Source organism: Mesobaculum littorinae, from assembly GCF_004011175.1.
Lineage (GTDB): Bacteria > Pseudomonadota > Alphaproteobacteria > Rhodobacterales > Rhodobacteraceae > Tranquillimonas > Tranquillimonas littorinae.
The window spans coordinates 147,655-169,794 of record NZ_RQXX01000002.1 but is presented as its reverse complement, the minus strand read 5'-3'; the positions used below and the strand labels follow the sequence as shown (position 1 = coordinate 169,794).

Sequence of the window (22,140 nt, the reverse complement as noted above, 5' to 3'; positions counted from 1 at the left end):
CGCGTCAGGTATCCGCTTGGCGCCGCATTTGCAAGCCCTTACGCGACCCCCGCCCGGGCAGGGATTTCAACGCCGGCGGGCGGGGATAGGTGCCGGTATCGGGGCGCGACCGGGTGGCGATCACCGGCATGTTGGCCGAGGCCCCGCCGCGCGATTCGCGGATCACGATGTAGAGCCCGCTGACGATGATGATCGCCGCGCCGACCCATGTCATCGGGTCGGGCACCTCGTCGAAGAACACCGCGCCGAAGAGGGCGGCCCAGATGATCTGGGAATACTGCATCGGCGCCACGATCGCCGCCTCGGCCGCGCGGTAGGCCGAGATCACCAGCAGCCCCGCGGTAAAGCTGAACGCCGCCAGCATGCCCGTCAGCCCCAGATCCGCCAACGGCATGGGCTTGTAGACGAAGGGCAAAAGGCAGCTCATCACCACGGCGTTGGCCATCATCGGATACAGCATCAGCACCGCGCTGCGTTCGTCCTTGCCGATCTTGCGCACGATCACCCCGGCCATCGCCGACCCGACGGCGGCAGCCATTGCGGCGAAGTGGCCCAGCTGCATCTCCTGCGCGCCGGGGCGCAGCACCACCATCACCCCGATCAGCCCCGCGATCACCGCGCCCAGTCGGTGCGGGCCCACCTTCTCGCCCAGGATCGGGATCGACAGCAGCGTGATCAGAAGCGGCGAGGCGAAGAGGATGGCATAGGTCTGCGCCAGCGGCAGGACCGAGAACGCGTAGAACGCGCTCATCCCCGTGACGACGCCCATGATCGTCCGCAGGCCCGTCCACCACGGATGCACCGGCCGCAGGTGGCCCCGCGTCGGGTCGCGCATCAGCATCAGCGTCGCCAGCGGAAAGCTGAGGAGGACGCTGAAAAAGATGATCTGGAACGGGGAATAGAGCCCGCCCAGGTACTTCACCGCGACGTCGTGGGTGGAAAACAGGGCAAATGCCAATAGCGCAAGGCTGGCGCCGCGAAGATTGGCCTGTCCGAGGTCGGTCATGGCGGAACCTGATGTCGGTGGGGTGGATGTCGGGGGTGTGAGAGGGACCTGGGTCCCCTGCCCTCATTCCGGGGGTTTCGCCCCGGGGTCAAGCGGGCTTGGCCACGTGACCGTCCGGCATCGGCGAAACCGCGCGCGCCGGGCCACGCCGCGGCGGTCAGGGGGTCCGGTGGGCCCGGCGGTCGCGCGGTGTTCGTGCGGCGCAGTGCCGCCATGCGCAGGCCGCAGATCCAGTGGACTGCAATTATACATAGCCGTACTATATGCGTCAGTATCGAAAGGATCCGCCCCATGACCGATCTGCCGCAGCTTCTTCAGGAAACCGCGATGGGCCTGCGCCGCAGGTTCGAACAGGCCGCCCGGCCCGAGGGGCTGACCCTGATGCAGTGGCGCGCGCTGGGACTTCTGGACCGGCAAGGCCCGATGCGACAGGTCGCGATGGGCGAGGCGCTGGACGCCGCGCCGATGACGATCAGCGCCTTGGCCGAACGTCTTTCGGCCGCGGACTTGGTGACCCGCGCGGCCGATCCGCAGGACAGCCGTGCCAAGACCCTGACGCTGACCCCCGAGGGCGCAGAAAGGCTGGCGGCCATGCGGTCGATCAGTGACGGCGTCTTTGCCCGGGTCTTTGCCGATTTCACCGAAGGCGAGCGCGAGTCGTTCCGCACCTGCCTGCAGAAGATCAAGAGCAACCTGGCCGACGAGGGCCCCGCCCCGGCCGAGGAGAGCGAGACATGACCGCAGATACCGATCCTTCGGACGCCCGCCCCGACGCGGTGCAATCCGCCCCCTCCCAGTCCGGCCCCGCCCAGTCCGACCAAACGCAGTCCGACCCCGCGCCCAAGCCGGGCACCGCCCGCCGCAAACGTCTTTTGATGCTGGCGATGCCGCTTCTGCTGGTGCTGATCGGCGGCGGCCTGTGGCTGTTCGGGGGGCGCTACGTCAGCACCGACAATGCCTATATCCACCAGCCGATGATGTCCGCCGCGCCCGAGGTCGGCGGTCGCGTGGCCGAGGTTCTGGTGACCGAGAACCAGCACGTGACCGCCGGCACGCCGTTGTTCCGCATCGATCCCACTGATTACCGCATCGCTCTGCAATCGGCCGAGGCGCAGCTGTCCGCCGCACGCCTGACCGTCGCCAAGGAGCGCGCGGCCTATGCCACGGCCGAGGCGCAGCTGGCCTCGGCCCACGCCATCGCCGACGTTCAGGCCCGCGAACTGAACCGGCAAAGCCAGCTTTCCGAACGCGGCGTCGGCAGCCAGGCGGCGCTGGACGATGCCACAATCGCAGGCCGTACCGCCGAGAACGCGGTGCGGGTGGCCGAACGCCAGCTTGCCGCCGCCGCGGCGGCCCTGGGCGGCGACCCAGAGGCCGAGACCGATAGCCTGCCCGCCGTCCGCGCAGCACTCGCAACCCGCGCGGCCGCGCAGCGCGACCTGGATCGGACCACCGTGCGCGCCGCGACCGACGGCACGGTCAGCCAGATCGAAGGCCTGAATGTCGGCCAGTTCGTCGCCGCCGGCAGCGGCATCGCCACGCTCGTCAACGGTGACGACAGCTGGATCGAGGCGAATTTCAAGGAAACCCAGCTTGGCTCCCTGTCCCAGGGCCAGCCCGTCACGATCGAGGTCGACGCCTACCCGGGGCTGGAACTGCACGGCGCGGTGGAAAGCTTCGGCTCGGCCACAGGCTCGCAATTCTCGCTGATCCCCGCGCAGAACGCGACCGGCAACTGGGTCAAGGTGGTGCAGCGCGTGCCTGTGCGGATCCGTCTGGACGACACCTCCGACCGCCCTCTGCGCGACGGCATGAGCGTCGGCGTCTCGGTCGACACCGGGGCCACGCGCCTCGACGCGCTGCGGGGCTGAGGACATGGACGACCTCCCCCCGGCCCCGTCGTCACCCGCCTCCGCCGCCTCCGGCAAGGGCGCGACGCTCTCGCCCCCCGCGCTCAAGGTGGCATACCCGGGGCTTCTGACCGCCTCGATCATGCTGGCGACGGTGATGCAGGTGCTCGACACCACGATCGCCAATGTGGCGCTGCCGCACATGGCGGCCAGCCTGAACGCCACGCAGGAAGAGATCACCTGGGTGCTGACCTCCTACATCGTGGCCTCGGCCATCGCCACGCCGCTGACCGGCTGGGTGGCCGACCGGGTCGGGAGGCGCATGGTGTTCGTGGGCTCGATCATCGGTTTCGTGCTGTCCTCGATGCTGTGCGGCATCTCGACCAGCCTGCCCGAGATGGTGGTGTTCCGGATCTTCCAGGGCATCTTCGGCGCGGCGCTGATCCCGCTCTCGCAGGCGCTGTTGCTGGACATCAACCCGCGCGAAAGGATCGGCCAGGCCATGGCGATCTACGGCATGGGCATCATGGTGGGGCCGATCATCGGCCCGACGCTGGGCGGCTATCTGACCGAGGTCTTCAACTGGCGCTACGTCTTCTTCATCAACCTGCCCCTCGGCGCCATAGCCCTTCTGGGCGTCGCGGCCTTCATCCCGCGCGAAGAGATCAAGCTGCGCCGCTTCGACATCATGGGCTTCGGCCTTCTGGCGCTGGCCGTCGGATCGCTGCAGCTGATGCTGGACCGCGGCCAGTCCGCCGGCTGGTTCGACGCGTTCGAGATCCAGCTTTACTTCGGGCTGATGCTGTCGGGGTTCTGGGCCTTCGTGATCCACTGCTGGGGCGCAAAAGATCCCTTCGTCGACCTTGCGATGTTCCGCGACCGCAACTTCGTGATGGGTCTCGTCTTCATCTTCGTCATCGGGATGACACTGTTTTCGGGTCTCGCCCTGCTGCCGCCGCTCCTGCAGAAGATCATGGGATACCCGGTGATCGAAACCGGCCTCGTCATGGCGCCGCGCGGGGTCGGCACGATGCTGTCGATGGTGATCGTCGGGCGCCTCGTCGGGCGTTTCGACCCGCGGCTCCTGGTCGGCTTCGGCCTGTGCATGACCGCGTGGTCGCTGCTGCTGATGGAGGGCTTCGAAAGCGGCATGAACGCCCGCCCCATCATCGTCAGCGGCGTGATGCAGGGGTTCGGCCTGGGCTTCGTCTTCGTGCCGCTCTCAACGCTTACCTTCGCCACCATCGCCCAGCGGTTCCGTGGCGACGCGACGGCGATGTTCAGCCTGGTGCGCAACGTGGGCTCAGGCGTGGGCATATCGCTCGTGACGGTGACCCTGTCGCGGATGAGCACGGTCAACCACGAGGAAATTGCCTCGACCCTCACCGCTCAGGCGCCGGCCGTGCGGAACACGCTGCCGCAACTGCTGGAGGGGTCGCGCCTCTATGCCGCGATCGCGGATCAGCTGGTCAGCCGCGAGGCGGCGATGATCGCCTATGTCGACAACTTCGCACTGATGCTGGTGCTGACGCTGGCGGTGATCCCGATCCTGCTGCTCCTGCGCCGCCCGACCTAGGTCCGGGCGCGGAAGGGCCACGGCGCAGGAACATCGGGCACGCCACATGGCGCGCCCGATGATTTTCTCAGAGAGACGCCTCAAGCGCCGCGATCACCGCATCGCCCATGTCGCTGGTCGAGGCGGGGCTGCCGCCCTCGGCCTGCATCAGGTCGGCGGTGCGGACACCCTGCGCCAGAACGGTCTCAACCGCGCGTTCCAGCCGCGTCGCCTCGTCGCCCCGGTCGAAGGAATAGCGCAGCGCCATGGCAAAGCTCAGGATGCAGGCCGACGGATTGGCCTTGCCCTGACCCGCGATGTCTGGGGCCGAGCCGTGGACGGGCTCATAGAGCGCCTTGGGCCGGCCGTTCTCCATCGGCGCCCCCAGCGAGGCCGAGGGCAACATGCCCAGCGACCCGGTCAGCATCGCCGCCGCGTCCGACAGCAGGTCGCCGAACAGGTTGTCGGTGACGATCACGTCGAACTGCTTGGGCGCACGCACCAGCTGCATGGCGCCGGCATCGGCGTACATGTGGCTAAGCTCGACCTCGGGATACTCGTTGTCATGCACCCACTGCACCTCTTCGCGCCAGAGGATGCCCGACTCCATCACGTTGGCCTTTTCCATCGAGCAAACGCGGTTGCCGCGCTTCTTGGCCAGCTCGAAGGCGGCGCGCGCCACGCGGCGGATTTCGTCGGTGGTGTAGCGCTGGGTGTTGACGCCGACGCGCCCGCCCTCGTTGTCGTCGATGATCCCGCGGGGCTCGCCGAAATAGATCCCGCTCGTCAGCTCGCGGACGATCATGATGTCGAGCCCGGCCACCACGTCGCGCTTCAGCGACGAGAAATCGGCAAGCGCATCGAAACACTGCGCGGGCCGCAGGTTGGCGAAGAGGTCCATCTCCTTGCGCAGCCGCAGAAGACCCCGCTCGGGCTTCACGGCAAAATCCAGCGTGTCGTAGGCCGGGCCGCCCACGGCGCCCAGCAGCACCGCGTCCACGCCCTGCGCCTTGGCCATGGTCTCGTCCGTCAGGGGCGTGCCGTGCGCGTCGTAGGCCGCGCCGCCCACCAGGTCCTCGAACACCTCGAAGGACAGGCCGCGCTTGGCACCGAACCAGTCGATGACCTTGCGCACCTCGGTCATGACCTCGGGGCCGATACCGTCGCCGGGCAGGATGAGAAGAGAGGGGGTAGGCACGGGACGCATCTCCTTGATCGGGGCTAGGACGCCAAGGCGCTAGCCAAACGCGGCCCCGGGGTCAAGTTCACCCCGCCCGCACCTCCCGCCGGGCAACGGCCACGCGCCACCGACGAAAGCGCCGCCAACGCGCCGCCAGGCAGGCCCCCTTCTCCCGTCCCCATCTTCTCTTCTTCTACAAATACTCTCCGGGGGTGAATGCGCCGCAAGGCGCAGAGGGGGCGGACCGCCCCCTGCCCCGATGCATCGCGTGCGGATCCGCAAGGATCCGCGCCTCGGGGTCCGGCTACCGCCCCTTCAGCTCGTCGGTGAAGTTCAGCGGCCCGGTCTCGCCGGTCAGCCGCGCGCGGTAGACAGGCAGCGACTCGGCCACACGCATCACGTAGTTGCGCGTCTCATCGAAGGGGATGTGCTCGATCCAGTCCACAACGTCGACCTCGTCGCTGCGGGGATCGCCGCGGTCGCGCATCCATGTCAGCGGACGCCCCGGGCCCGCGTTGTATCCCGCCGAAACCAGCACCGGCGTATCGCCGAACTGCCGGATCAGCCCGGCAAGGTAAGTGGTCCCCAGCCGCGCATTGTAGCTCGGGTCGGTAAACAGCCGCTCCGAGGAATAGGCCACGCCGATCTCGCGGGCCACGTCGCGCGCGGTCCCGGGCATCAGCTGCATGAGCCCGCGCGCGCCCACGCCGCTCGACACCCCGGGATTGAACTCGCTCTCGCGTCGCGCGATGGCCAGCGCCAGCTCCCGCGACACTGGCATGTCCGCCACGCCCAGCTCGATCACCGGGAAATAGGACCGCGGCAGCGTATACCCCATGCGCGCCGCCTGCTTCGCCACCCTCAGCGCGATATGCGGCTCGCCCAGCGCCAGCGCGACATCGGCCAGCGTCCCAAGCTCGGTCTCGGTCAACGTCTCGCCCAGATGCACCATGAAACGCTCGGCCAGATCGCGCTCGCCCGCGCTTTGCAGCAGCAGCGCCGCCTCGAGGACCGAACTGTCGCGGAAGGCCGAGACCGAGACCGAGGGATAGGTCTCCTTCCCCGTCAGCGCGGGGTCCAGCGGAAGGCCACCGCGCTCGGCCGCGAGAAGGCCGTAAAAGCTGGTCTGGTACTCCGCGCCGAAGGCATAGGCCGCCTGCGCCCCCTCGACATCGCCCAGCGCCTCGTGCGCGCGCCCTTCCCAGTAGCCCGCCCGGCCCAAGGATATAGGCGTGTCGACGGACAGCCGCAAATGCCGGAAGTGTTCGAGCGCCTTGGCCGGCGCGTCGAGAAACCGCAGCGCGAGGTAGCCCGACAGCCATTCGAGGTCGGAATACGTGCCGCCCTCCCGCAGGTGATGCGCGGCGGCAACGGCATAGGCCGTCTCGTGGTCGCCCGCCCGCATCAGTTCGCGCGCCAGATCGCCGCGGTGCGCGGCCCAGGCGTCGGCCTGTCCGAGGTCCGCCGCCTGGGAACTGCGGGCGATCATCAGCTCGATGGCCGACTCCTTCAGGCCGTGGCCCAGCCGCCAGCGAAACCGTTCGTAGGCCAGCCCCGGATCGGATTGCAGCGCCGCCGGCACGGCCTCGATCAGGTCGTCGACACCGGCGCGGTTCTGGCGCAGCGCCAGCCGGGCCTCGGCCAGCGCGGCAAGCCCGGTGTCGTCCACCCGGGCCAGCATCCGCCGCGCCGCCGCCTCGGCACCGCGCCACAACAGCATGTCAAGCCGCGCGCGATGATGAGGTTCAAGCACGTCCGGGTAGCGCGCCAGCAGCAGCGCCTCGGACTCCGCATCCATGGGCAGGGTCAGCCAGGCCAGCGTGGCCTCGGCCTGGGCATCGCCCTCGTTGCCGATCTGGGCAAAGGCCTCGACCAGGGCGACGGCACCATGTCCCGTCTCCGGCGTGGTGTCGGCGAAAAAGGCGATCACATCGGGCCCGCGACCCTCGAAGGGCAGCGACTCTTCCATTTGCTCCTTGAGGTAGGGCAGGCCCGGCCAGTCGCCCCGCCGGCGGAGAAAGGCGATGGCCTCGTCGAAAGTCCCGCGCCCGGCCCGCAGGCGGTGCCACTCGAACACGTCGCGCGCGACGGGCCCGGCCTTTGCAGCCTCGGACAGCGCATCGGACCAATCGCCGGCGCGCATCTCGTCCATGCCGTCGGACAGGGCGCGGGCGGCGGCGCCCCCGGGCAGGCGTTCCTGCGCCGAAACGGCAGGAAGGCCGGTCAGCGTGGCAGCAAGAAGGGCGGACAGGGCAATCATACGCATGGGTCGGAAAACTAAGCTCCATGCGGGCGCGTTCAATACACAAACTTGGCAAGGCGGTGTGACGCCTATAGGGTCCGCCCGCGATCACAACACCGGGCGCCCGCGAAACGCGAACCGCGCCCCCGAAGACCGAAGGAAGCGTGTCCATGTTCAAGGGATCCCTGCCCGCCCTCGTCACGCCGTTCAAGGACGGCAAGGTGGATGTGGACACGTTGAAGAAACTTGTCGACTGGCACATCGCCGAAGGGTCCTCAGGCCTCGTGCCGGTGGGCACCACGGGGGAAACCCCGACGCTCAGCCATGCCGAGCACGAACAGGTGGTCGAGTTGGTGGTGCAGGCCGTGGCCGGGCGGATCCCGGTGATCGCGGGCGCGGGGTCGAACAACACGGCGGAATCGATCCGGCTGATCCGGCATGCCGAAGCCGTGGGCGCCGACGGCGCGCTCGTCGTGACGCCCTACTACAACAAGCCTACGCAGTCGGGTCTGATGGCGCATTTCCGCGCGGTGCATGATGCGGCCAACCTGCCGATCCTGATCTACAACATCCCCGGCCGGTCGATCGTCGACATGACGCCCGCGACGATGGGCGAACTGGCAAAGCTGCCGCGCATCGTAGGCGTGAAGGACGCCACCGGCGACGTGTCGCGGGTCAGCCTCCAGCGCATCACCTGCGGCACGGACTTCCTGCAGATCTCGGGCGAAGACGCCTCGGCGCTGGGGTTCAACGCGCATGGCGGCGTAGGCTGCATCAGCGTCACCGCCAACGTCGCCCCGAAGCTCTGTGCGCAGTTCCAGGCGGCGACGCTGTCGGGCGACTGGGCCGGCGCGCTTGCGCTGCAGGACCGGCTGATGCCGCTGCACCGGGCGATCTTCCTCGAACCCGGGCTCACGGGGGCGAAATACGGATTGTCCTTGCTGGGCCTGTGCTCGACCGAGGTGCGCCTGCCCCTGGAACAGCCCACCGACGCCACCAAGGCCGAGATCCGCGCGGCGATGGAACACGCAGGCCTGCTCTGACCCTGCCCGAAGCGTCTGCGGACCGCCCGGGGGCCCGCAGATGCGCTGCACAGGCGAAGCCGGGGTGCAAACCCCCGGCTCCCCCTCCCGCTCGAAACCTTTCGTGTGCCCCGTCTTCAATCGCCTCCTTGATCCCGGCACGCGTCCCCTCTACGTCTCCGCAATGGCCAAGCCCAAGGACAACCCGAATTACAAGGTGATCGCCGAGAACCGGCGCGCACGCTACGACTATGCCATCGACGACGACCTCGAATGCGGCATCCAGCTGATGGGGTCCGAGGTGAAGTCGTTGCGGCAGAACACCTCGAACATCGCCGAAAGCTATGCCGCCGTCGAAAACGGTGAGCTGTGGCTGGTGAACGCCTATATCGCTCCCTACGAACAGGCGATGTTCGGGCACGAGGACCGGCGCCGCCGCAAGCTTCTGGTTTCGCGCAAGGAACTCGCGCGGCTCTGGAATGAAACCCAGCGCAAGGGCATGACGCTCGTGCCAATGGTGCTGTATTTCAACCATCGCGGCATCGCCAAGGTCAAGATCGGCATCGCCAAGGGCAAGAAGGCGCCCGACAAGCGCGCCACCGAAGCCAAGCGCGACTGGCAGCGCCAGAAACAGCGCCTCCTGCGCCAGAACGCCTGAGCCGGGGGCGCCGCCGCCGAACCGTGGGGCAAGGCGCCCGCGCAGCGCACGGCGCCTCCCCTGGCTTCTTCTCTTCAAAAATACCCACTCTCGCCCCGCCTGCCCCCCAGCGGACCGGCCGCCCCCGATGCGCCCCCATGCCCCGTGGCCCCGTCCCCGTGGCCCCGCCGATACCTTGCAGCCCGTCCGCAGGGCGGCTAAGGCAGGGAAACCCTTGCGACACGGTGATCTGCATGTCCCAGGACGATCCGCATACCCTGGTTTCCACCGACTGGCTGGCCCGGCACCTGTCCGATCCGGACCTCCGGATCCTCGACGGATCCTGGTACCTGCCCGACGCGGGGCGCGATCCGCGTGCGGAATACGACGTGGCCCACATCCCCGGCGCGCGCTTTGCCGATCTGTCCGACCTCTCCGACAGCCGCAGCGACCTGCCTCACATGGCCCCGCCGCCGGAAAAGTTCATGAGCCGGATGCGCGCGCTCGGCGTGGGCGACGGCCACCAGGTCGTGATCTACGACGGCCTGGGCCTGTTCTCCGCAGCCCGCTTCTGGTGGCTGTTCCGGCTGATGGGCAAGACCGACGTCGCCGTCCTCGACGGCGGCCTGCCCAAGTGGCGGGCCGAGGGGCACCCGGTCGACGACCTGCCCCCGGCGATCCGCGACCGCCACATGACCGCGCGCAAGCAGAACCAGCTGGTGCGCGACGTGACGCAGGTCGCCGCCGCCGCCAAACTGGGCGATCACGAGATCGTCGATGCCCGCGGCGCCTCGCGCTTCCGCGGCGACGATCCCGAGCCGCGCCAGGGTCTGCGCGCGGGCCACATCCCCGGTTCGAAGAACCTGCCCTTCCGCGCCGTCCTCAACGACGACGGCACGATGCGCGGCACCGACGACCTGCGTGCAGCCTTCGCGCAGGCGGGCGTCGACCTCGGGCGCCCCGTCATCACCACCTGCGGATCGGGCGTCACCGCCGCGATCCTCTCCCTCGCGCTCGAACGGATCGGGCACGGGGATCACGCGCTCTATGATGGCTCGTGGGCCGAATGGGGCATGTATTCTGACCTCGCCGTCGTCACTGGAGACCGCTGATGCTGTCCGGCCTGAAAGCCCCCGCCCCCGACAAGATCCTCGCCCTGACGCAGATGTTCCGAGAGGACCCGCGTGACGCCAAGATCGACCTCGGCGTCGGCGTCTACCGCACGCCCGAGGGCGTGACCCCGGTGATGCGCGCGGTGAAGGCGGCCGAAAAACGGATCTGGGACGAGCAGACGACGAAGTCCTACACCGGGCTGGCCGGTGATCCCGCCTATGCCCGCGGCCTGGCGGGAATGATCCTGGGCGAAGGCATCGACCCCGGCCGCACCGCCGCGATCGCCACCCCCGGCGGCACCGGCGCGGTGCGGCAGGCATTCGAACTGGTCAAGGCTCATGGACGCGCGGATGCCACCGTCTGGGTGTCGGACCCGACATGGCCCAACCACATCACCATCCTGCGCCACATGGAAATGCCCACCCGCACCTATCGCTATTTCGACGACGCGACCTGCAAGGTCGATGTCGAGGGGATGCTGGCGGATCTGGCCGAGGTCGCGGAGGGTGACATCGTGCTGCTGCATGGTTGCTGCCACAACCCCACCGGCGCCAACCTGACCGCGGCCGACTGGACCCGCGTCGCCGATCTTCTGGCCGAGCGTGGCGCGACCCCGATGATCGATATCGCCTACCAGGGCTTCGGCGACGGGCTCGACGCCGACGCGGCGGGTACCCGGCTTCTGGCAGAGCGCCTGCCGGAGGTTCTGATCGCGGCCTCCTGCTCGAAGAACTTCGGCATCTATCGCGAACGCGCCGGCCTGCTTCTGACCGTGTCGGATGCAAGCGAGGCGGGCACGGTGCAGCTGGTGCTGAACGCACTCAACCGCGCGAATTACTCCTTCCCGCCCGACCACGGCCCCCGGATCGTGGCGACAATCCTGGGCGACGCCGACCTGCGCGCCGACTGGCAGGCCGAGCTTGAAGAGACCCGCCTGTCGATGCTCGCGCTCCGTCGGCAGCTGGCGGACGAGCTGCGGCAACGCACGAACTCGTCGCGCTACGACTTCATCGCCGATCACCGCGGGATGTTCTCGCGCCTCGGCGCCTCGCCCGACGAGGTCGCGAAGATGCGCGAGGATTTCGGAATCTACATGGTGGGCGACAGCCGCCTGAACATCGCCGGGCTGAACGCCGACACGGTGCCGGTGCTGGCCCGCGCCATCGCGCAGACCTGCGCCTGAGGCCCTAGGCCCGCGCCGCATCCCTGGCCGATCAAGTTCCGGGCGGTTTTCTGCCCGGGACCGCCCTCTTCAGCCCCGCGGCCGTCACGAGGCACGAGTCCGGCCCCGCGTGCTGCTGCCCCCCTGAAACCATATCTTTTCGCCGGAACGCCGCCCCGTCCATCCTGGACCGGGCAGGCCCTGCCTTGCTGTGCCCGCCTGTCACAGCCTTCTCCGTTCCCGCGCCCTGACACTAGATGACGCCCGCGTGACCGCGCGGCGAAACTTTTCCTCACCTCGTGCAGTTCAGACCCCGAGAGCACGCGCACCGCGTCGTCCACGCGCCCCTCGCGACGAGGGGAACGAGGCAGCGCAGGACGGCGCAAGCCCGGACAGCAAACGGAGGTCACCCCATGGCCAACACTACCGAAGAGATGAAAGCCGCGGCCGACAAGGCCGCTCAGGATGCGCGCTCGGGCGCCGAAGAGCTTGCTTCGGCCGCGCGCGAAAAGGCGACGGATTTCGCCCACGACGCCCGTGATCGCGCCTATGAGTACGGACGCGAGACCAAGAACGCCACCGCGGACGAGACCTCGAAGGTCGCCGACGCGCTGCGCAAGGCCTCGAGCGACCTTCGCGACGGCTCGCCGCAGGAAAAGATCTTTGCCCGCCTCGCCGACGGCGTTGCCGACACCGCCGACCAGATGCGCGGCATGGAACTGGACGAAATGGCGTACGAGCTGACGTCCTTCGCCCGCCGCAACCCGGCTGCCTTCCTGGGTGGCGCCGCGCTGCTGGGCTTTGCGGCCGGTAGGTTCCTCAAATCCTCGGCGCGCGGCGATCACTACGACGATCCCGTCGACCGCGGCAACGTGGCGCCGATGGCGGCCCGCTCGGCCCCGCCCCCTGCGCCCGCGCCGGCCACGACGCCCGCCCCGGGTGGCCCCGTGCCGCCCGCCCCCTCGGCCACGGCGCCCGCACGCGGCGGTGCCACGGCAGCGCCCGTCGGCACGACCACCGCAGGCGGAGGGGTGAAATGAACGAGCAGGACCCCCGCTCGACGACAACGCTTCTGTCGGACGCGATGGTTCATGTGAGCGGCCTCGTGCGCAAGGAAATAGACCTTGCGCGTGCCGAGGCCGACCGCAGCCTGCGCAAGGTGGGCACCGCGCTGGGGCTGATCGTCTCGGCCCTCCTCGTGATCCTCGTGGCGCTGAACGTTCTCGTCGCCGCCGTCGTTGCCGGCCTCGCCGAAGTGACGGACCTCAACGCCGGATGGTCGGCGCTGATCGTCGGCATCGTTTTCATGATCATCGCTTTCATCATGGTCCGCACCGGCCTGAGCCAGCTGCAAAGCGCGAGCCTCGCCCCCAAGCGGTCCGTTGAAAGTGTCAAACAAGATGCAGCTGCCGTGAAAGGAGCTATCAAATGAGTTACGAACCCCGCACGCCCGAAGAAATCGAACGCGAGATCGCCGAAGAACGGTCGCAGCTGACGCGGACGATCGGCAGCATTCAGGACAAGCTGTCCTTCGACCACCTGTTCCGTGGCGTGTCAGACAGCGTATCCGAGCATTCGTCGGACGTTCTGCACGGCGTCAGCCGCACCGTGCAGCGCAACCCCACGGCGCTCGCCCTGACCGCGGCCGGACTTGCATGGCTCGCCATCTCGAACGCACGAAGCTCGTCGTCCGACAACCGCTATGCCGAGCATGGCCCCCGCTACCCCGAGCCGCGCGGCCCGGTGCCGGCAGGCGCGCCCTACCCGGCCGAGCTGGATGACGAAGAGCATCACGAAGAAGGCTCGCCCTGGGGCCGTGCCCGTGCTTCGCTGTCACGTTACCGGGCCGATGCCCGCGCACGCTACGGCGCGGCCAAGGCCAGCGCCTCGGAACGCTGGGCCAAGGCGCGCCGCGAAGGCGAGCGTCGCTACGGCGAAACAGCCGTGTCCGCCCGCCAACTGCGCGACCGGATCAGCGACGGCACGAACGAGATGTCCGAAGACGCGAAAAAGCGCGTGATGGCGGCCCGCACCCGCGCCTACGAGGCGCAAGTGAAGGCCGAATACTACGCCCGCGAAAGCCGCGAGAAGGCGACCGCTTTCTACGACGACCAGCCGCTGGTCGTGGGTGGTCTGGCCGTGGTTCTGGGTGTGGCCGTCGGCGCCGCCCTGCCGCGCACCAAGCGTGAAGACGAGACCTTCGGCGCGTATCGCGACGACCTCTTCGACGAGGCCGAGCGCATCTATCGCGAAGAGCGGAGCAAGCTGGGCGAAGTCGCCAAGACCGCGCGCGACGAGACCGAGGCGCAACTGCGTCAGGCTGGCCGCGACCTGAAGGAAAATGCGTCCGAGACGCTGAAGTCGGCCGAGGAGCGCGCCAAGACCGCCGCCCACGACGTCGAGAAGGCGACCGAGAACGAAGCCAAGAAACAGGATTTCGGCAACGTCTGAACGACGCTTACCGACGGATCCGACAAGGGGGGTGCGGCTTGGGCCGCACCCCCCTTTCCTTTGCGCGGCGCCGAGGGGCCAAGGACCGCGCGGCGTCCGTTAGGGCACTTTCGTCAAGTCCGGGACCATTTTTAGCTCCCGGGGTCGTTCCCCGCGCCGACTCCGCTGGCGCAGAACGCAGACCGGGTAGCCAGTTGTCGGACCCCGCCGTGACCTGCGCTGCAGCCACCCGGTTCGATCTTTTCTTCCAGCGCTCCATGATCCATCGGTCCGAACTATGGAGGCCCCACCTCCGGCTTTCCGACGCCGCCGGGGTGCGGCGGCGCGTGCCCTCTGGTCCACGCCAGCCCCACAGGCAAAAAAGGGGCGCGGCCTGCGCCGCGCCCCTTTCTGGTTTCATGCTCGACCGGGGCGCCGCGGGGGCGCACCGGTGATGCGCGGGCTCAGCCCTTCGAGAACTCGGGGTAGGCTTCCATCCCCAGTTCGGCAACGTCGAGCCCCAGGATCTCTTCCTCTTCCGAGACGCGGATGCCCATGACGGCCTTCAGGATCAGCCAGACCACGAAGCTGACCACGAAGACGAAGACGCCCACGATGATGACCGACACCAGCTGCCCGATGAAGGTCGAATTGGGGTTGGTCAGGCAGACCGCAAGCGTGCCCCAGATGCCGGCGCAAAGGTGCACCGGGATCGCACCCACGACATCGTCGATCTTAAGCTTGTCGAGGAACGGCACCGCGAAGACCACGATCACACCGCCGATCGCGCCGATCAGCAGCGCGCCCGTCAGCGACGGGTACAGCGGCTCGGCCGTGATCGCCACCAGGCCGGCCAGGGCGCCGTTCAGCACCATGGTGAGGTCGGGCTTGCGATACATGATCTGCGTCAGGAACAGCGCTGCGATGGCCCCGCCCGCAGCCGCGGTGTTGGTGTTGACCATGACCCGGCTGATGTCGGCCACGTTGGCCGCGGTGTCCATGTAAAGCTGCGAACCGCCGTTGAAACCGAACCAGCCCAGCCACAGGATGAAAGTGCCCAGCGTGGCCAGCGGCAGGTTGGCGCCCGGCATCGGAAAGATCCCGCCGTCGCGATACTTGCCGATCCGCGGCCCGAGGATGAGCGCGCCCGCAAGCGCCGCCCAGCCGCCGACCGAGTGCACAACCGTCGAGCCGGCGAAGTCCTGGAACGGCGCGCCGAAGGTCGCGTCGATAAAGCCGCCCTCGGCTGCGAGGAAACCGCCGCCCCATTTCCACGACGCCTGGATCGGGTAGATCAGGCCGGTGAGGATCACCGTGAAGATCAGGAAGGGCCACAGCTTGATGCGTTCGGCCAGCGTGCCCGACACGATCGAGGCCGTGGTGGCGCAGAAGAACAGCTGGAAGAAGAAGTCGGCGCCGACCGAGGCATAGGTGAGATCGGTCTCGGTATCGGCCAGGCCCACGGGTTCGAGCGAGGTGATCGTGAAGGCACCGAGCCACCCCGGGATCGACCAGCCGTCACCGGGATACATCAGGTTGTAGCCGATCAGGTAGTACATCACCCCGGCGATCGAAAACAGCGCGATGTTCTTCATCAGCTGCATCGTCGTGTTCTTCTGACGCACCAGCCCGGCTTCGAGCATGGTAAAGCCCGCGGCCATCCACATCACCAGGAAGCCCGCGACGAGGAACATGAAGGTGGTGAAGATATAGCCGATCTCGTCGTTCGGCGGCGTGGTGTCGGCGGCGGTGGCCTCGGCCGGCGCGGTGTCGGCCGTCACCGCGTCGGCGGCGGCCTCGGCCGTGGCTTCGACGGCATCGCCCGCCTCTTCGACCGCGGCGCCGGCGGCGTCGGCGGCATCGTCGACGGCCTCGGCAGCCGGCTCATCCTGCGCCCAGACCGGCGCGGGCGCCAGCGACACGCTCGTCAGCGCCGCCATCGCGAGCGCTGCCAGCATATATTTCAGGTTGGACATTCGTTCAGACTCCCTCATTCCCCAGCGTCACAGCGCGTTGTCGTTGGTCTCGCCGGTGCGGACGCGCACCGCGCTCTGCACGTCGACGACGAAAATCTTGCCGTCGCCGATCTTGTCGGTTTTCGCGGTGGCGGCGATCGTGTCGACCACCTGGTCGGCCATCGCGGCGGCAACGACGATCTCCAGCTTCACCTTCGGCACGAAGTTCACCGCGTATTCGGCGCCGCGGTAGATTTCGGTGTGGCCCGACTGCGAGCCGAACCCCTTGATCTCTGTCACCATCATGCCGCGCACGCCGATGGTGGTGAGCGCCTCGCGCACCTCCTCGAGCTTGAACGGCTTGATTGCTGCTATGATGAGTTTCACGTCTGTCCCCTTCCATTCGTGCGAGAGACAGGCCGACCCTCGCAAAGAGTTCACGATGCGAGAAAGCACGCCGTCGCTGAGCGGACTCAAGCCGACAGACCGGGTTCGCGTGATGGGCGAGCGCAATGATGCACAATTTTTGCACAATTCATGCCGAGCGCCGGGATATTAAGCAGATGAAAAATTCGACAGCTTACCGGCATTCTATCCACTTCCGCCGTCATTCCCTGTAGGTTGCCGGAAAAATACGAGCAGAGATCGGAGACCGGACATGCCCCGTTCCGGCAACGGAAAATCCCGACTGGTGGCCGACCGCCGCCCGTCCCGCGGAAGCGGCACCCAGAAACGCACGGCCTCGAAGCCCGCCGCCAAGCGGCGCAAGACCCGCGCCGCGGCCCCGCAGCGGCGGCGCGGGCCACTGGGCTGGCTGGCGGCGCTCTTCGGTTGGGTCCTGTCGCTGATCTGGCGCTTTGCCTGGCGCGGCGCGCTTGTCGTGGGGCTTCTGCTCGCCGCGGCGGTGTTCTTCGTCTACACCCAGCTGCCCCCGGTGTCGGCCCTTCTGGACGGGCGCGCGCGCGGGTCGGTGACCCTGCTCGACCGCAATGGCGAGATTTTCGCGTGGCGCGGCGAACAGTTCGGCGGGCAGATCACCGCGAACAGCGTCGCCCCGGTGCTGAGCCATGCCATCGTCGCGACCGAGGACAAGCGGTTCTACAATCACATCGGCGTCGACCCCATCGGCATTGCCAGCGCGGTCAAGATCAACCTGCGCGAAGGCCGCGGGCCGCTGTCCGGGCACGGCGGCTCGACCATCACCCAGCAGACCGCCAAGCTGTTGTGCCTGGGCGTGCCCTATGACCCCGACACCTGGGAAAACGAAACGGCGTACGAGGCCGATTGCCGCGAGACCTCGCTTTGGCGCAAGGCCAAGGAGGCCGTCTATGCGCTGGCGATGGAGGCCAAGTACTCCAAGGACGAGATCCTGACGATCTACATGAACCGGGTTTTCCTGGGCGAGGGTTCGCGCGGCTTCGAAGCGGCGGCGCAACGCTATTTCGGCAAGTCGGCGGCAGACGTCCAACCCGCCGAGGCCGCGATGCTTGCAGGGCTTCTGGTGGCGCCGACGCGCTATGCCCCCACCAACAACCTGACCCGGTCGCAGAACCGGGCCGAGGTCATCATCGGCCTGATGGAGGCGCAGGGCTACATCACGTCCGAGCAGGCCGCGGCGGCCCGCGCCAATCCTGCCCGGCTTTCCGCAGCGGCCGAGGCCCGCGCCGGCGGGTATTTCGCCGACTGGGTGATGGACACCGCCCCCAGCTTCGTCAGTCGCGACACCACCGAGGACGTGCTGATGAGCACGACCTTCGACCCGCGCATGCAGCGCGCCGCGGAAGAGGCGCTGCAATACGTCTTCGACACCAAGGTCCGCGAAGGCTCCGAGGCGCAGGCCGCGATCGTGGTGATGTCGGCCGACGGCGCGGTACGCGCGATGGTCGGCGGGCGCCGGTTCAAGGGCGTCGCCGGCCAGTTCAACCGGGCAATCATGGCCAAGCGTCAGACCGGTTCGGCGTTCAAGCCCTTCGTCTACGCCACCGCGCTGGAACTGGGGTATAACGCCAACGACACGGTGACCGACGCGCCCCTGACGCTCAGCATACCCGGGTCGGGCAACTGGTCGCCCGAGAACTACGATCACCGCTACCGCGGCGACGTGACCCTGACCAACGCGCTGCGCGAATCGCTCAACACCGCCGCCGTGCGGGTGAGCGAATCGGTGGGCCGCGACAACGTCCGCAAGGTGGCCGAGGATTTCGGCATCGTCAGCGATCTGGCCAATGGCCCCGCGCTGGCGCTCGGCACCTCGGAATCGACGCTGATCGAGATGACGGGCGCCTACGCGGGCATCCTGAACGGCGGCACCTCGGTCGATCCCTACGGCCTGATCGACCTGCGCCTTCAGGGCGACGCGGCCCCGCTGATCGGCCAGGACGGCGGGCTGGGCGAACGCGTGATCTCGACCGAGGCGGCGCAGCAGCTGGTCTACATGATGCGGCAGGTCGTGACCTCAGGCACCGGCCAGCGCGCCAACCTTCCCGACCGCGAGGCTGCGGGCAAGACCGGGACCACGCAGGCCGCGCGCGACGCGTGGTTCCTGGGCTTCACCGCCGACTACGTCGCGGGCGTCTGGATGGGCTACGACAACAACAGGCCGCTGACCGGCGTCACCGGCGGCGGGCTGCCGGCCGAGATCTGGCGGGAAACCATGCTGCGGGTGCACGAGGGCCTGCCGGTGCATCCCCTGCCGATGCGCCGCCCGCCCGAGCCTGCCCCCGCCCCCGCGCCGGCGCCGCAGTACCAGGGAACCACCACCACCTCGTCCGGTACGCTGGCAGAAAACGGCGGCGGTCAGCCCCTGCCCGCCCCCCAGCCACAGCGCAAGGACAGCGTCGAGGATATCCTGATGAACGTTCTGGGTGACATCCTGGGCGGAGACTGAGCACCTAGCCGACCTCGATATGTGGAAAGGTTCTGCAGAGTGTCATGCGCGTTCGGTTTGGGAAACGCCGCTCCGCAGCTCTAACGAGGAAATCAGGAGGACCTTCCTGAAAATCCATCGCGGAGAAAGCGCCGAAGTGCGGCGACAGGGGCGGCACCGTTCCCGGCGGGTTTCGACGCGATGGCCGATGGCCGATGCGCCAGGAGCGCCGCTTCGATCTCCTTGCCTGCGCTCGACGACGCTCGCTTTTCAGGGTTGGCCCAGGGGCCAAGGCGCAGGGCGAGAAGGGATGCGTGATCGTAGTAGCTCATCGACGATTCTCCTGCTTCGGAAGCTGAAGCATCGCCAATCACTCCTGACATGGTCTTGTCAGCGGACGCGCGTATGGTGTCAGGAGCCTTGCCTCGATCGAACACCGGCCATGACCAAATCAAACCGCCTTTTTGAAATGATCCAGATCTTTCGGGCCTCGGATGGCCCGGTTCGGGCAGACGACCTGGCCGCACGCCTCGAAGTGTCGGTACGCACCATCTATCGCGATATCGCGTCGCTTCAGGCCATGCGCACGCCAATCGATGGCGCGCCCGGGATCGGCTATGTCATGCGGCGGGGCTACGATCTGCCGCCGCTCAATTTCGATGAAGAGGAGGTGGAGGCGCTTCGCGTCGGGCTCTGCATGCTCAGCAGGTCGGGCGACCGCGCGCTGCGTCGGGCGGCCGACCGAATATCGGCAAAGATCGATGCGCTTCACGCGCCGGCGGACTGGCTTCAGGTGTCGCCCTGGGGTGCGCCGGATGATGATCCTGAACTGGGCTGCGTTTCGAAAGCGATGCTGCGGGCTGCCGTGCGGGAAGAACGGGTGCTGTGGATCGACTACGAGGATGGGGCGGGCCTGCGGACGACGCGCAACATCCGGCCTATCGCAGTCGTCTATCACATCAACGCTGTTCTGCTGGCAGCATGGTGCGAGCTTCGTGGCGGCCTTCGCCATTTTCGAGCCGACCGCATCTATGCGTGTGAGCCGACAGGCGCCTATTTCACCGGTCAGGGAGAGGCCCTGCGCCAGATCTGGTCAGAGCAGAACCGCTGGGACCTTGGCAGCGGGGATTCCCTGAACGAGCATGTTTCGCCCGCACCCAGGTAAACGACCGGCTGGCATGCACCAAGACCTGCACGCACCACCCCGGACCCGATGCCAGCGTTCCCGTCTTCATGCAGCAGTTGCATCGGATGACCGCCGAAAGGCCGCAATGTCCCGCACAGCGGACCTTGGCACCGATCGCAATGAACGTCCGCTTCCCGCCCGATCCGTTTGTGTCCGGTCGCCCCTGGCTGGGAGACGAATGCCGATATGGGGCGAGCTGCGGATAGCAGCTACGCATGGTGCGTTTGCAGGCCAATGACCAAGGGGCCAAGCCCCGGGGCGTCATCGCACCCGCGGCTCGACATCGCCCCAATGCTTGTGCTCCGGCATCTTGCGTGCCCTTTGTACGGCCTCTTGCGCCGTGACCGGAAAGAAATCCCAAACATCGACGCCGACATTCACGCTGTTCGCGCTTCCGCACCAGCCATGGTGAACGTGGCCGAACAGGTGCAAAGCTCCTTTGCGCGCATGGTGCCACGTCATCATGGGATAATGACAGAGCGTTATCGGCAAAGATGCAGCGGGATCTTCGACCTCGCACATCCAGTCGACGCTATCCCAAGGCAGGCCCTGGGTCAGCGGCCCATCGTGGTTGCCGACCACCAGGTGGCGGCGTGCACCGGGAAGCTGGCCGAAAATCATCGACAGCCAATCCTGATCCTTGGCCTTGGGGCCGAACGCGAAATCGCCGATGATCCACAGATCGTCATCGGGCCCGACCTTCTCCCACAGATTCTCGATCAGGACGGCATCCATGTGACCGGCGTGACGAAACGGTCGCCCAGAGAAGGGAATGATGTTCTCATGCCCGAAGTGAAGGTCGGCGGTGTACCAGTGGGTCACTGTATCGCGTCCTCGACTGCCGCCTCGATCCGCGCGCGCCGGGCCGCGTTCCGTTTGTTGAAGCGGGTCCGGGCTTTTTCCGGGCCCCACCACCCCACGGCGACTGCGCTTAGGTAGCAGAGCATTCGTCCGAGATCCTCCCAGAAGCTGTCCCTGTAAGATGGCTCGCCGAATAGCATCAGGGTGACGAACCAGGTCATGAAGGTCAGGGCAACGCAGAGGCAGATGATTGTGAAGACGTGCGACCGGTTCACCGGCAGATCGGAGACCTTGGTCGAAAACCAGGTCCCCGCGGTCGATAGGTTGTGCATTGCCAGCACGCGATCGGACTTGCCGTCGCCGACAATCAGGATCTCGTGCCCGGTGCGGCATTCGCCGAGTGTTTCGTCGCAAAAGCGCAACTCGTGGCCTTCGGAATCGACGATCCACACTTCCGGAACCGAACGGACGGGCGAAGAGGAGTGCTGTCCTGACCTGAGCTGATGGGTGACGCGATCCGCCACCGAGACGACGGTGCCGCGAAAAGTCACCAAGGAGCAATCATCGATGGGCCGGCGTGGCTCTTTACGGTTACTCATCAAAGGCCGCCCGCTTGCGCAATCAGCAAGACAGTCGCAAAGAACAGCGATGAGATCAATCCGGGGCCGACCAAGATCAAGGCGCCCCAGACAATCAGGGTTCCCACGCGCCTGTCGGCTTCCCTAATCGGGACATTTATGCGCCCCTGATGCTGCAGGAGCTCATCGAGAGCCCGTTCAACAGCCCCCAAGCGGCCCATAAATGGGCGTGTCTTCGTGTAAAGCTGGACACGCATGGCTTTTGCATGATTGCTCAGTCCGTCCTTCACGCGATCCTGTAGAAAGCCGGAACTGCTTCCCTCGGGCTGCGGCGGCGGCTCACCTCGGCGATCCTTGCCTCCAGTTCCCTCATGGTTTGAAATCTCTCTGTTTGGGGTGGTCGATCTGGACGTCGACGCTGCTAGGCGCGCGTCCGGCGGTTTCCGCCTCGTGGGCACGCTCGCGGTTCGTCAGGCGGCACGACAGCCGTTCCCAGACGTCGGCGAAAGCGCGTACCACCGGGATGATTGCGGTACGGAGGCCAAGCTGGCCGAATT

Annotated in this window: 21 protein-coding genes; 12 read left to right on the top strand and 9 right to left on the bottom strand. The window is 67.4% G+C overall.

Features of this window, described 5'->3' with window-relative positions:
- Nucleotides 1-4: 4 nt before the first annotated feature.
- Nucleotides 5-1,006, bottom strand: coding sequence for a DMT family transporter (locus EKE94_RS05605; protein WP_127905631.1), 1,002 nt, complete (start codon nt 1,004-1,006; stop codon nt 5-7).
- Nucleotides 1,007-1,297: 291 nt separating this feature from the next.
- On the opposite strand from EKE94_RS05605, the gene EKE94_RS05600 reads away from it, so the two are divergent.
- The 3 genes from EKE94_RS05600 to EKE94_RS05590 are packed head-to-tail and all read left to right on the top strand — an operon-like array spanning nt 1,298 to nt 4,432.
- Nucleotides 1,298-1,744: a MarR family winged helix-turn-helix transcriptional regulator gene (locus EKE94_RS05600; protein WP_164870837.1), complete on the top strand. Its 447-nt coding sequence runs from the start codon at nt 1,298-1,300 to the stop codon at nt 1,742-1,744.
- The gene (locus EKE94_RS05595) at nt 1,741-2,877 is read left to right on the top strand and encodes an HlyD family secretion protein (RefSeq protein ID WP_127905629.1); all 1,137 of its coding nucleotides are present in this window, start codon (nt 1,741-1,743) and stop codon (nt 2,875-2,877) included. The genes EKE94_RS05600 and EKE94_RS05595 overlap by 4 nt, the downstream gene beginning before the upstream one ends.
- A gap of 4 nt (nt 2,878-2,881) precedes the next feature.
- On the top strand, nt 2,882-4,432 hold the full coding sequence (locus EKE94_RS05590; protein WP_127905628.1) for a DHA2 family efflux MFS transporter permease subunit: 1,551 nt from the start codon (nt 2,882-2,884) through the stop codon (nt 4,430-4,432).
- Nucleotides 4,433-4,499: 67 nt separating this feature from the next.
- On the opposite strand, the gene leuB is transcribed toward EKE94_RS05590, so the two are convergent.
- Complete coding sequence (leuB, locus tag EKE94_RS05585; protein WP_127905627.1) at nt 4,500-5,609, bottom strand: 3-isopropylmalate dehydrogenase; 1,110 nt, start codon at nt 5,607-5,609, stop codon at nt 4,500-4,502.
- A gap of 286 nt (nt 5,610-5,895) precedes the next feature.
- Complete coding sequence (locus EKE94_RS05580) at nt 5,896-7,857, bottom strand: lytic transglycosylase domain-containing protein (protein WP_235855910.1); 1,962 nt, start codon at nt 7,855-7,857, stop codon at nt 5,896-5,898.
- A gap of 146 nt (nt 7,858-8,003) precedes the next feature.
- On the opposite strand from EKE94_RS05580, the gene dapA reads away from it, so the two are divergent.
- From dapA to EKE94_RS05545, 7 genes are all read left to right on the top strand, one after another.
- Nucleotides 8,004-8,876, top strand: a complete 873-nt coding sequence (gene dapA / locus EKE94_RS05575) for a 4-hydroxy-tetrahydrodipicolinate synthase (RefSeq protein ID WP_127905626.1) — start codon at nt 8,004-8,006, stop codon at nt 8,874-8,876.
- A gap of 163 nt (nt 8,877-9,039) precedes the next feature.
- A complete protein-coding gene (smpB, locus tag EKE94_RS05570) occupies nt 9,040-9,513 on the top strand; it encodes an SsrA-binding protein SmpB (protein WP_127905625.1) in 474 nt (157 codons plus the stop codon).
- Nucleotides 9,514-9,746: 233 nt separating this feature from the next.
- Nucleotides 9,747-10,604 carry a 3-mercaptopyruvate sulfurtransferase gene (gene sseA, locus EKE94_RS05565; RefSeq protein WP_127905624.1) on the top strand — a complete coding sequence of 286 codons (858 nt, stop codon included), beginning with the start codon at nt 9,747-9,749 and terminating at the stop codon, nt 10,602-10,604.
- Entirely contained in the window at nt 10,604-11,788 is a 1,185-nt protein-coding gene (locus tag EKE94_RS05560; protein WP_127905623.1) for an amino acid aminotransferase, read from the top strand. The genes sseA and EKE94_RS05560 overlap by 1 nt, the downstream gene beginning before the upstream one ends.
- A 392-nt stretch (nt 11,789-12,180) precedes the next feature.
- On the top strand, nt 12,181-12,807 hold the full coding sequence (locus EKE94_RS05555) for a hypothetical protein (RefSeq protein WP_127905622.1): 627 nt from the start codon (nt 12,181-12,183) through the stop codon (nt 12,805-12,807).
- Nucleotides 12,804-13,199: a phage holin family protein gene (locus EKE94_RS05550; protein ID WP_127905621.1), complete on the top strand. Its 396-nt coding sequence runs from the start codon at nt 12,804-12,806 to the stop codon at nt 13,197-13,199. The genes EKE94_RS05555 and EKE94_RS05550 overlap by 4 nt, the downstream gene beginning before the upstream one ends.
- Entirely contained in the window at nt 13,196-14,218 is a 1,023-nt protein-coding gene (locus EKE94_RS05545; protein WP_127905620.1) for a DUF3618 domain-containing protein, read from the top strand. Before EKE94_RS05550 ends, EKE94_RS05545 begins: the two co-directional genes overlap by 4 nt.
- A 443-nt stretch (nt 14,219-14,661) precedes the next feature.
- Here EKE94_RS05545 and EKE94_RS05540 read toward each other — a convergent pair whose 3' ends face one another.
- Nucleotides 14,662-16,173: an ammonium transporter gene (locus EKE94_RS05540; RefSeq protein ID WP_127905619.1), complete on the bottom strand. Its 1,512-nt coding sequence runs from the start codon at nt 16,171-16,173 to the stop codon at nt 14,662-14,664.
- 27 nt (nt 16,174-16,200) lie between these two features.
- The gene (locus EKE94_RS05535; RefSeq protein ID WP_127905618.1) at nt 16,201-16,539 is read right to left on the bottom strand and encodes a P-II family nitrogen regulator; all 339 of its coding nucleotides are present in this window, start codon (nt 16,537-16,539) and stop codon (nt 16,201-16,203) included.
- A 271-nt stretch (nt 16,540-16,810) separates the two neighbouring features.
- On the opposite strand from EKE94_RS05535, the gene EKE94_RS05530 reads away from it, so the two are divergent.
- Complete coding sequence (locus EKE94_RS05530; protein WP_206615023.1) at nt 16,811-19,039, top strand: transglycosylase domain-containing protein; 2,229 nt, start codon at nt 16,811-16,813, stop codon at nt 19,037-19,039.
- Nucleotides 19,040-19,131: 92 nt separating this feature from the next.
- On the opposite strand, the gene EKE94_RS05525 is transcribed toward EKE94_RS05530, so the two are convergent.
- Nucleotides 19,132-19,350, bottom strand: coding sequence for a hypothetical protein (locus tag EKE94_RS05525; RefSeq protein ID WP_127905617.1), 219 nt, complete (start codon nt 19,348-19,350; stop codon nt 19,132-19,134).
- A gap of 110 nt (nt 19,351-19,460) precedes the next feature.
- Between EKE94_RS05525 and EKE94_RS05520 the strand changes: the two genes are divergently transcribed.
- Nucleotides 19,461-20,183, top strand: a complete 723-nt coding sequence (locus EKE94_RS05520; protein ID WP_127905616.1) for a helix-turn-helix transcriptional regulator — start codon at nt 19,461-19,463, stop codon at nt 20,181-20,183.
- 282 nt (nt 20,184-20,465) lie between these two features.
- Here EKE94_RS05520 and EKE94_RS05515 read toward each other — a convergent pair whose 3' ends face one another.
- Genes EKE94_RS05515 through EKE94_RS05505 form a run of 3 tightly spaced genes read right to left on the bottom strand, consistent with a single transcriptional unit; the run spans nt 20,466 to nt 21,873 of the window.
- Nucleotides 20,466-21,026, bottom strand: coding sequence for a metallophosphoesterase (locus tag EKE94_RS05515; RefSeq protein WP_127905615.1), 561 nt, complete (start codon nt 21,024-21,026; stop codon nt 20,466-20,468).
- The gene (locus EKE94_RS05510) at nt 21,023-21,604 is read right to left on the bottom strand and encodes a hypothetical protein (RefSeq protein ID WP_164870836.1); all 582 of its coding nucleotides are present in this window, start codon (nt 21,602-21,604) and stop codon (nt 21,023-21,025) included. Before EKE94_RS05510 ends, EKE94_RS05515 begins: the two co-directional genes overlap by 4 nt.
- Nucleotides 21,604-21,873, bottom strand: a complete 270-nt coding sequence (locus tag EKE94_RS05505) for a hypothetical protein (protein WP_127905613.1) — start codon at nt 21,871-21,873, stop codon at nt 21,604-21,606. The genes EKE94_RS05510 and EKE94_RS05505 overlap by 1 nt, the downstream gene beginning before the upstream one ends.
- Nucleotides 21,874-22,140: the final 267 nt, after the last annotated feature.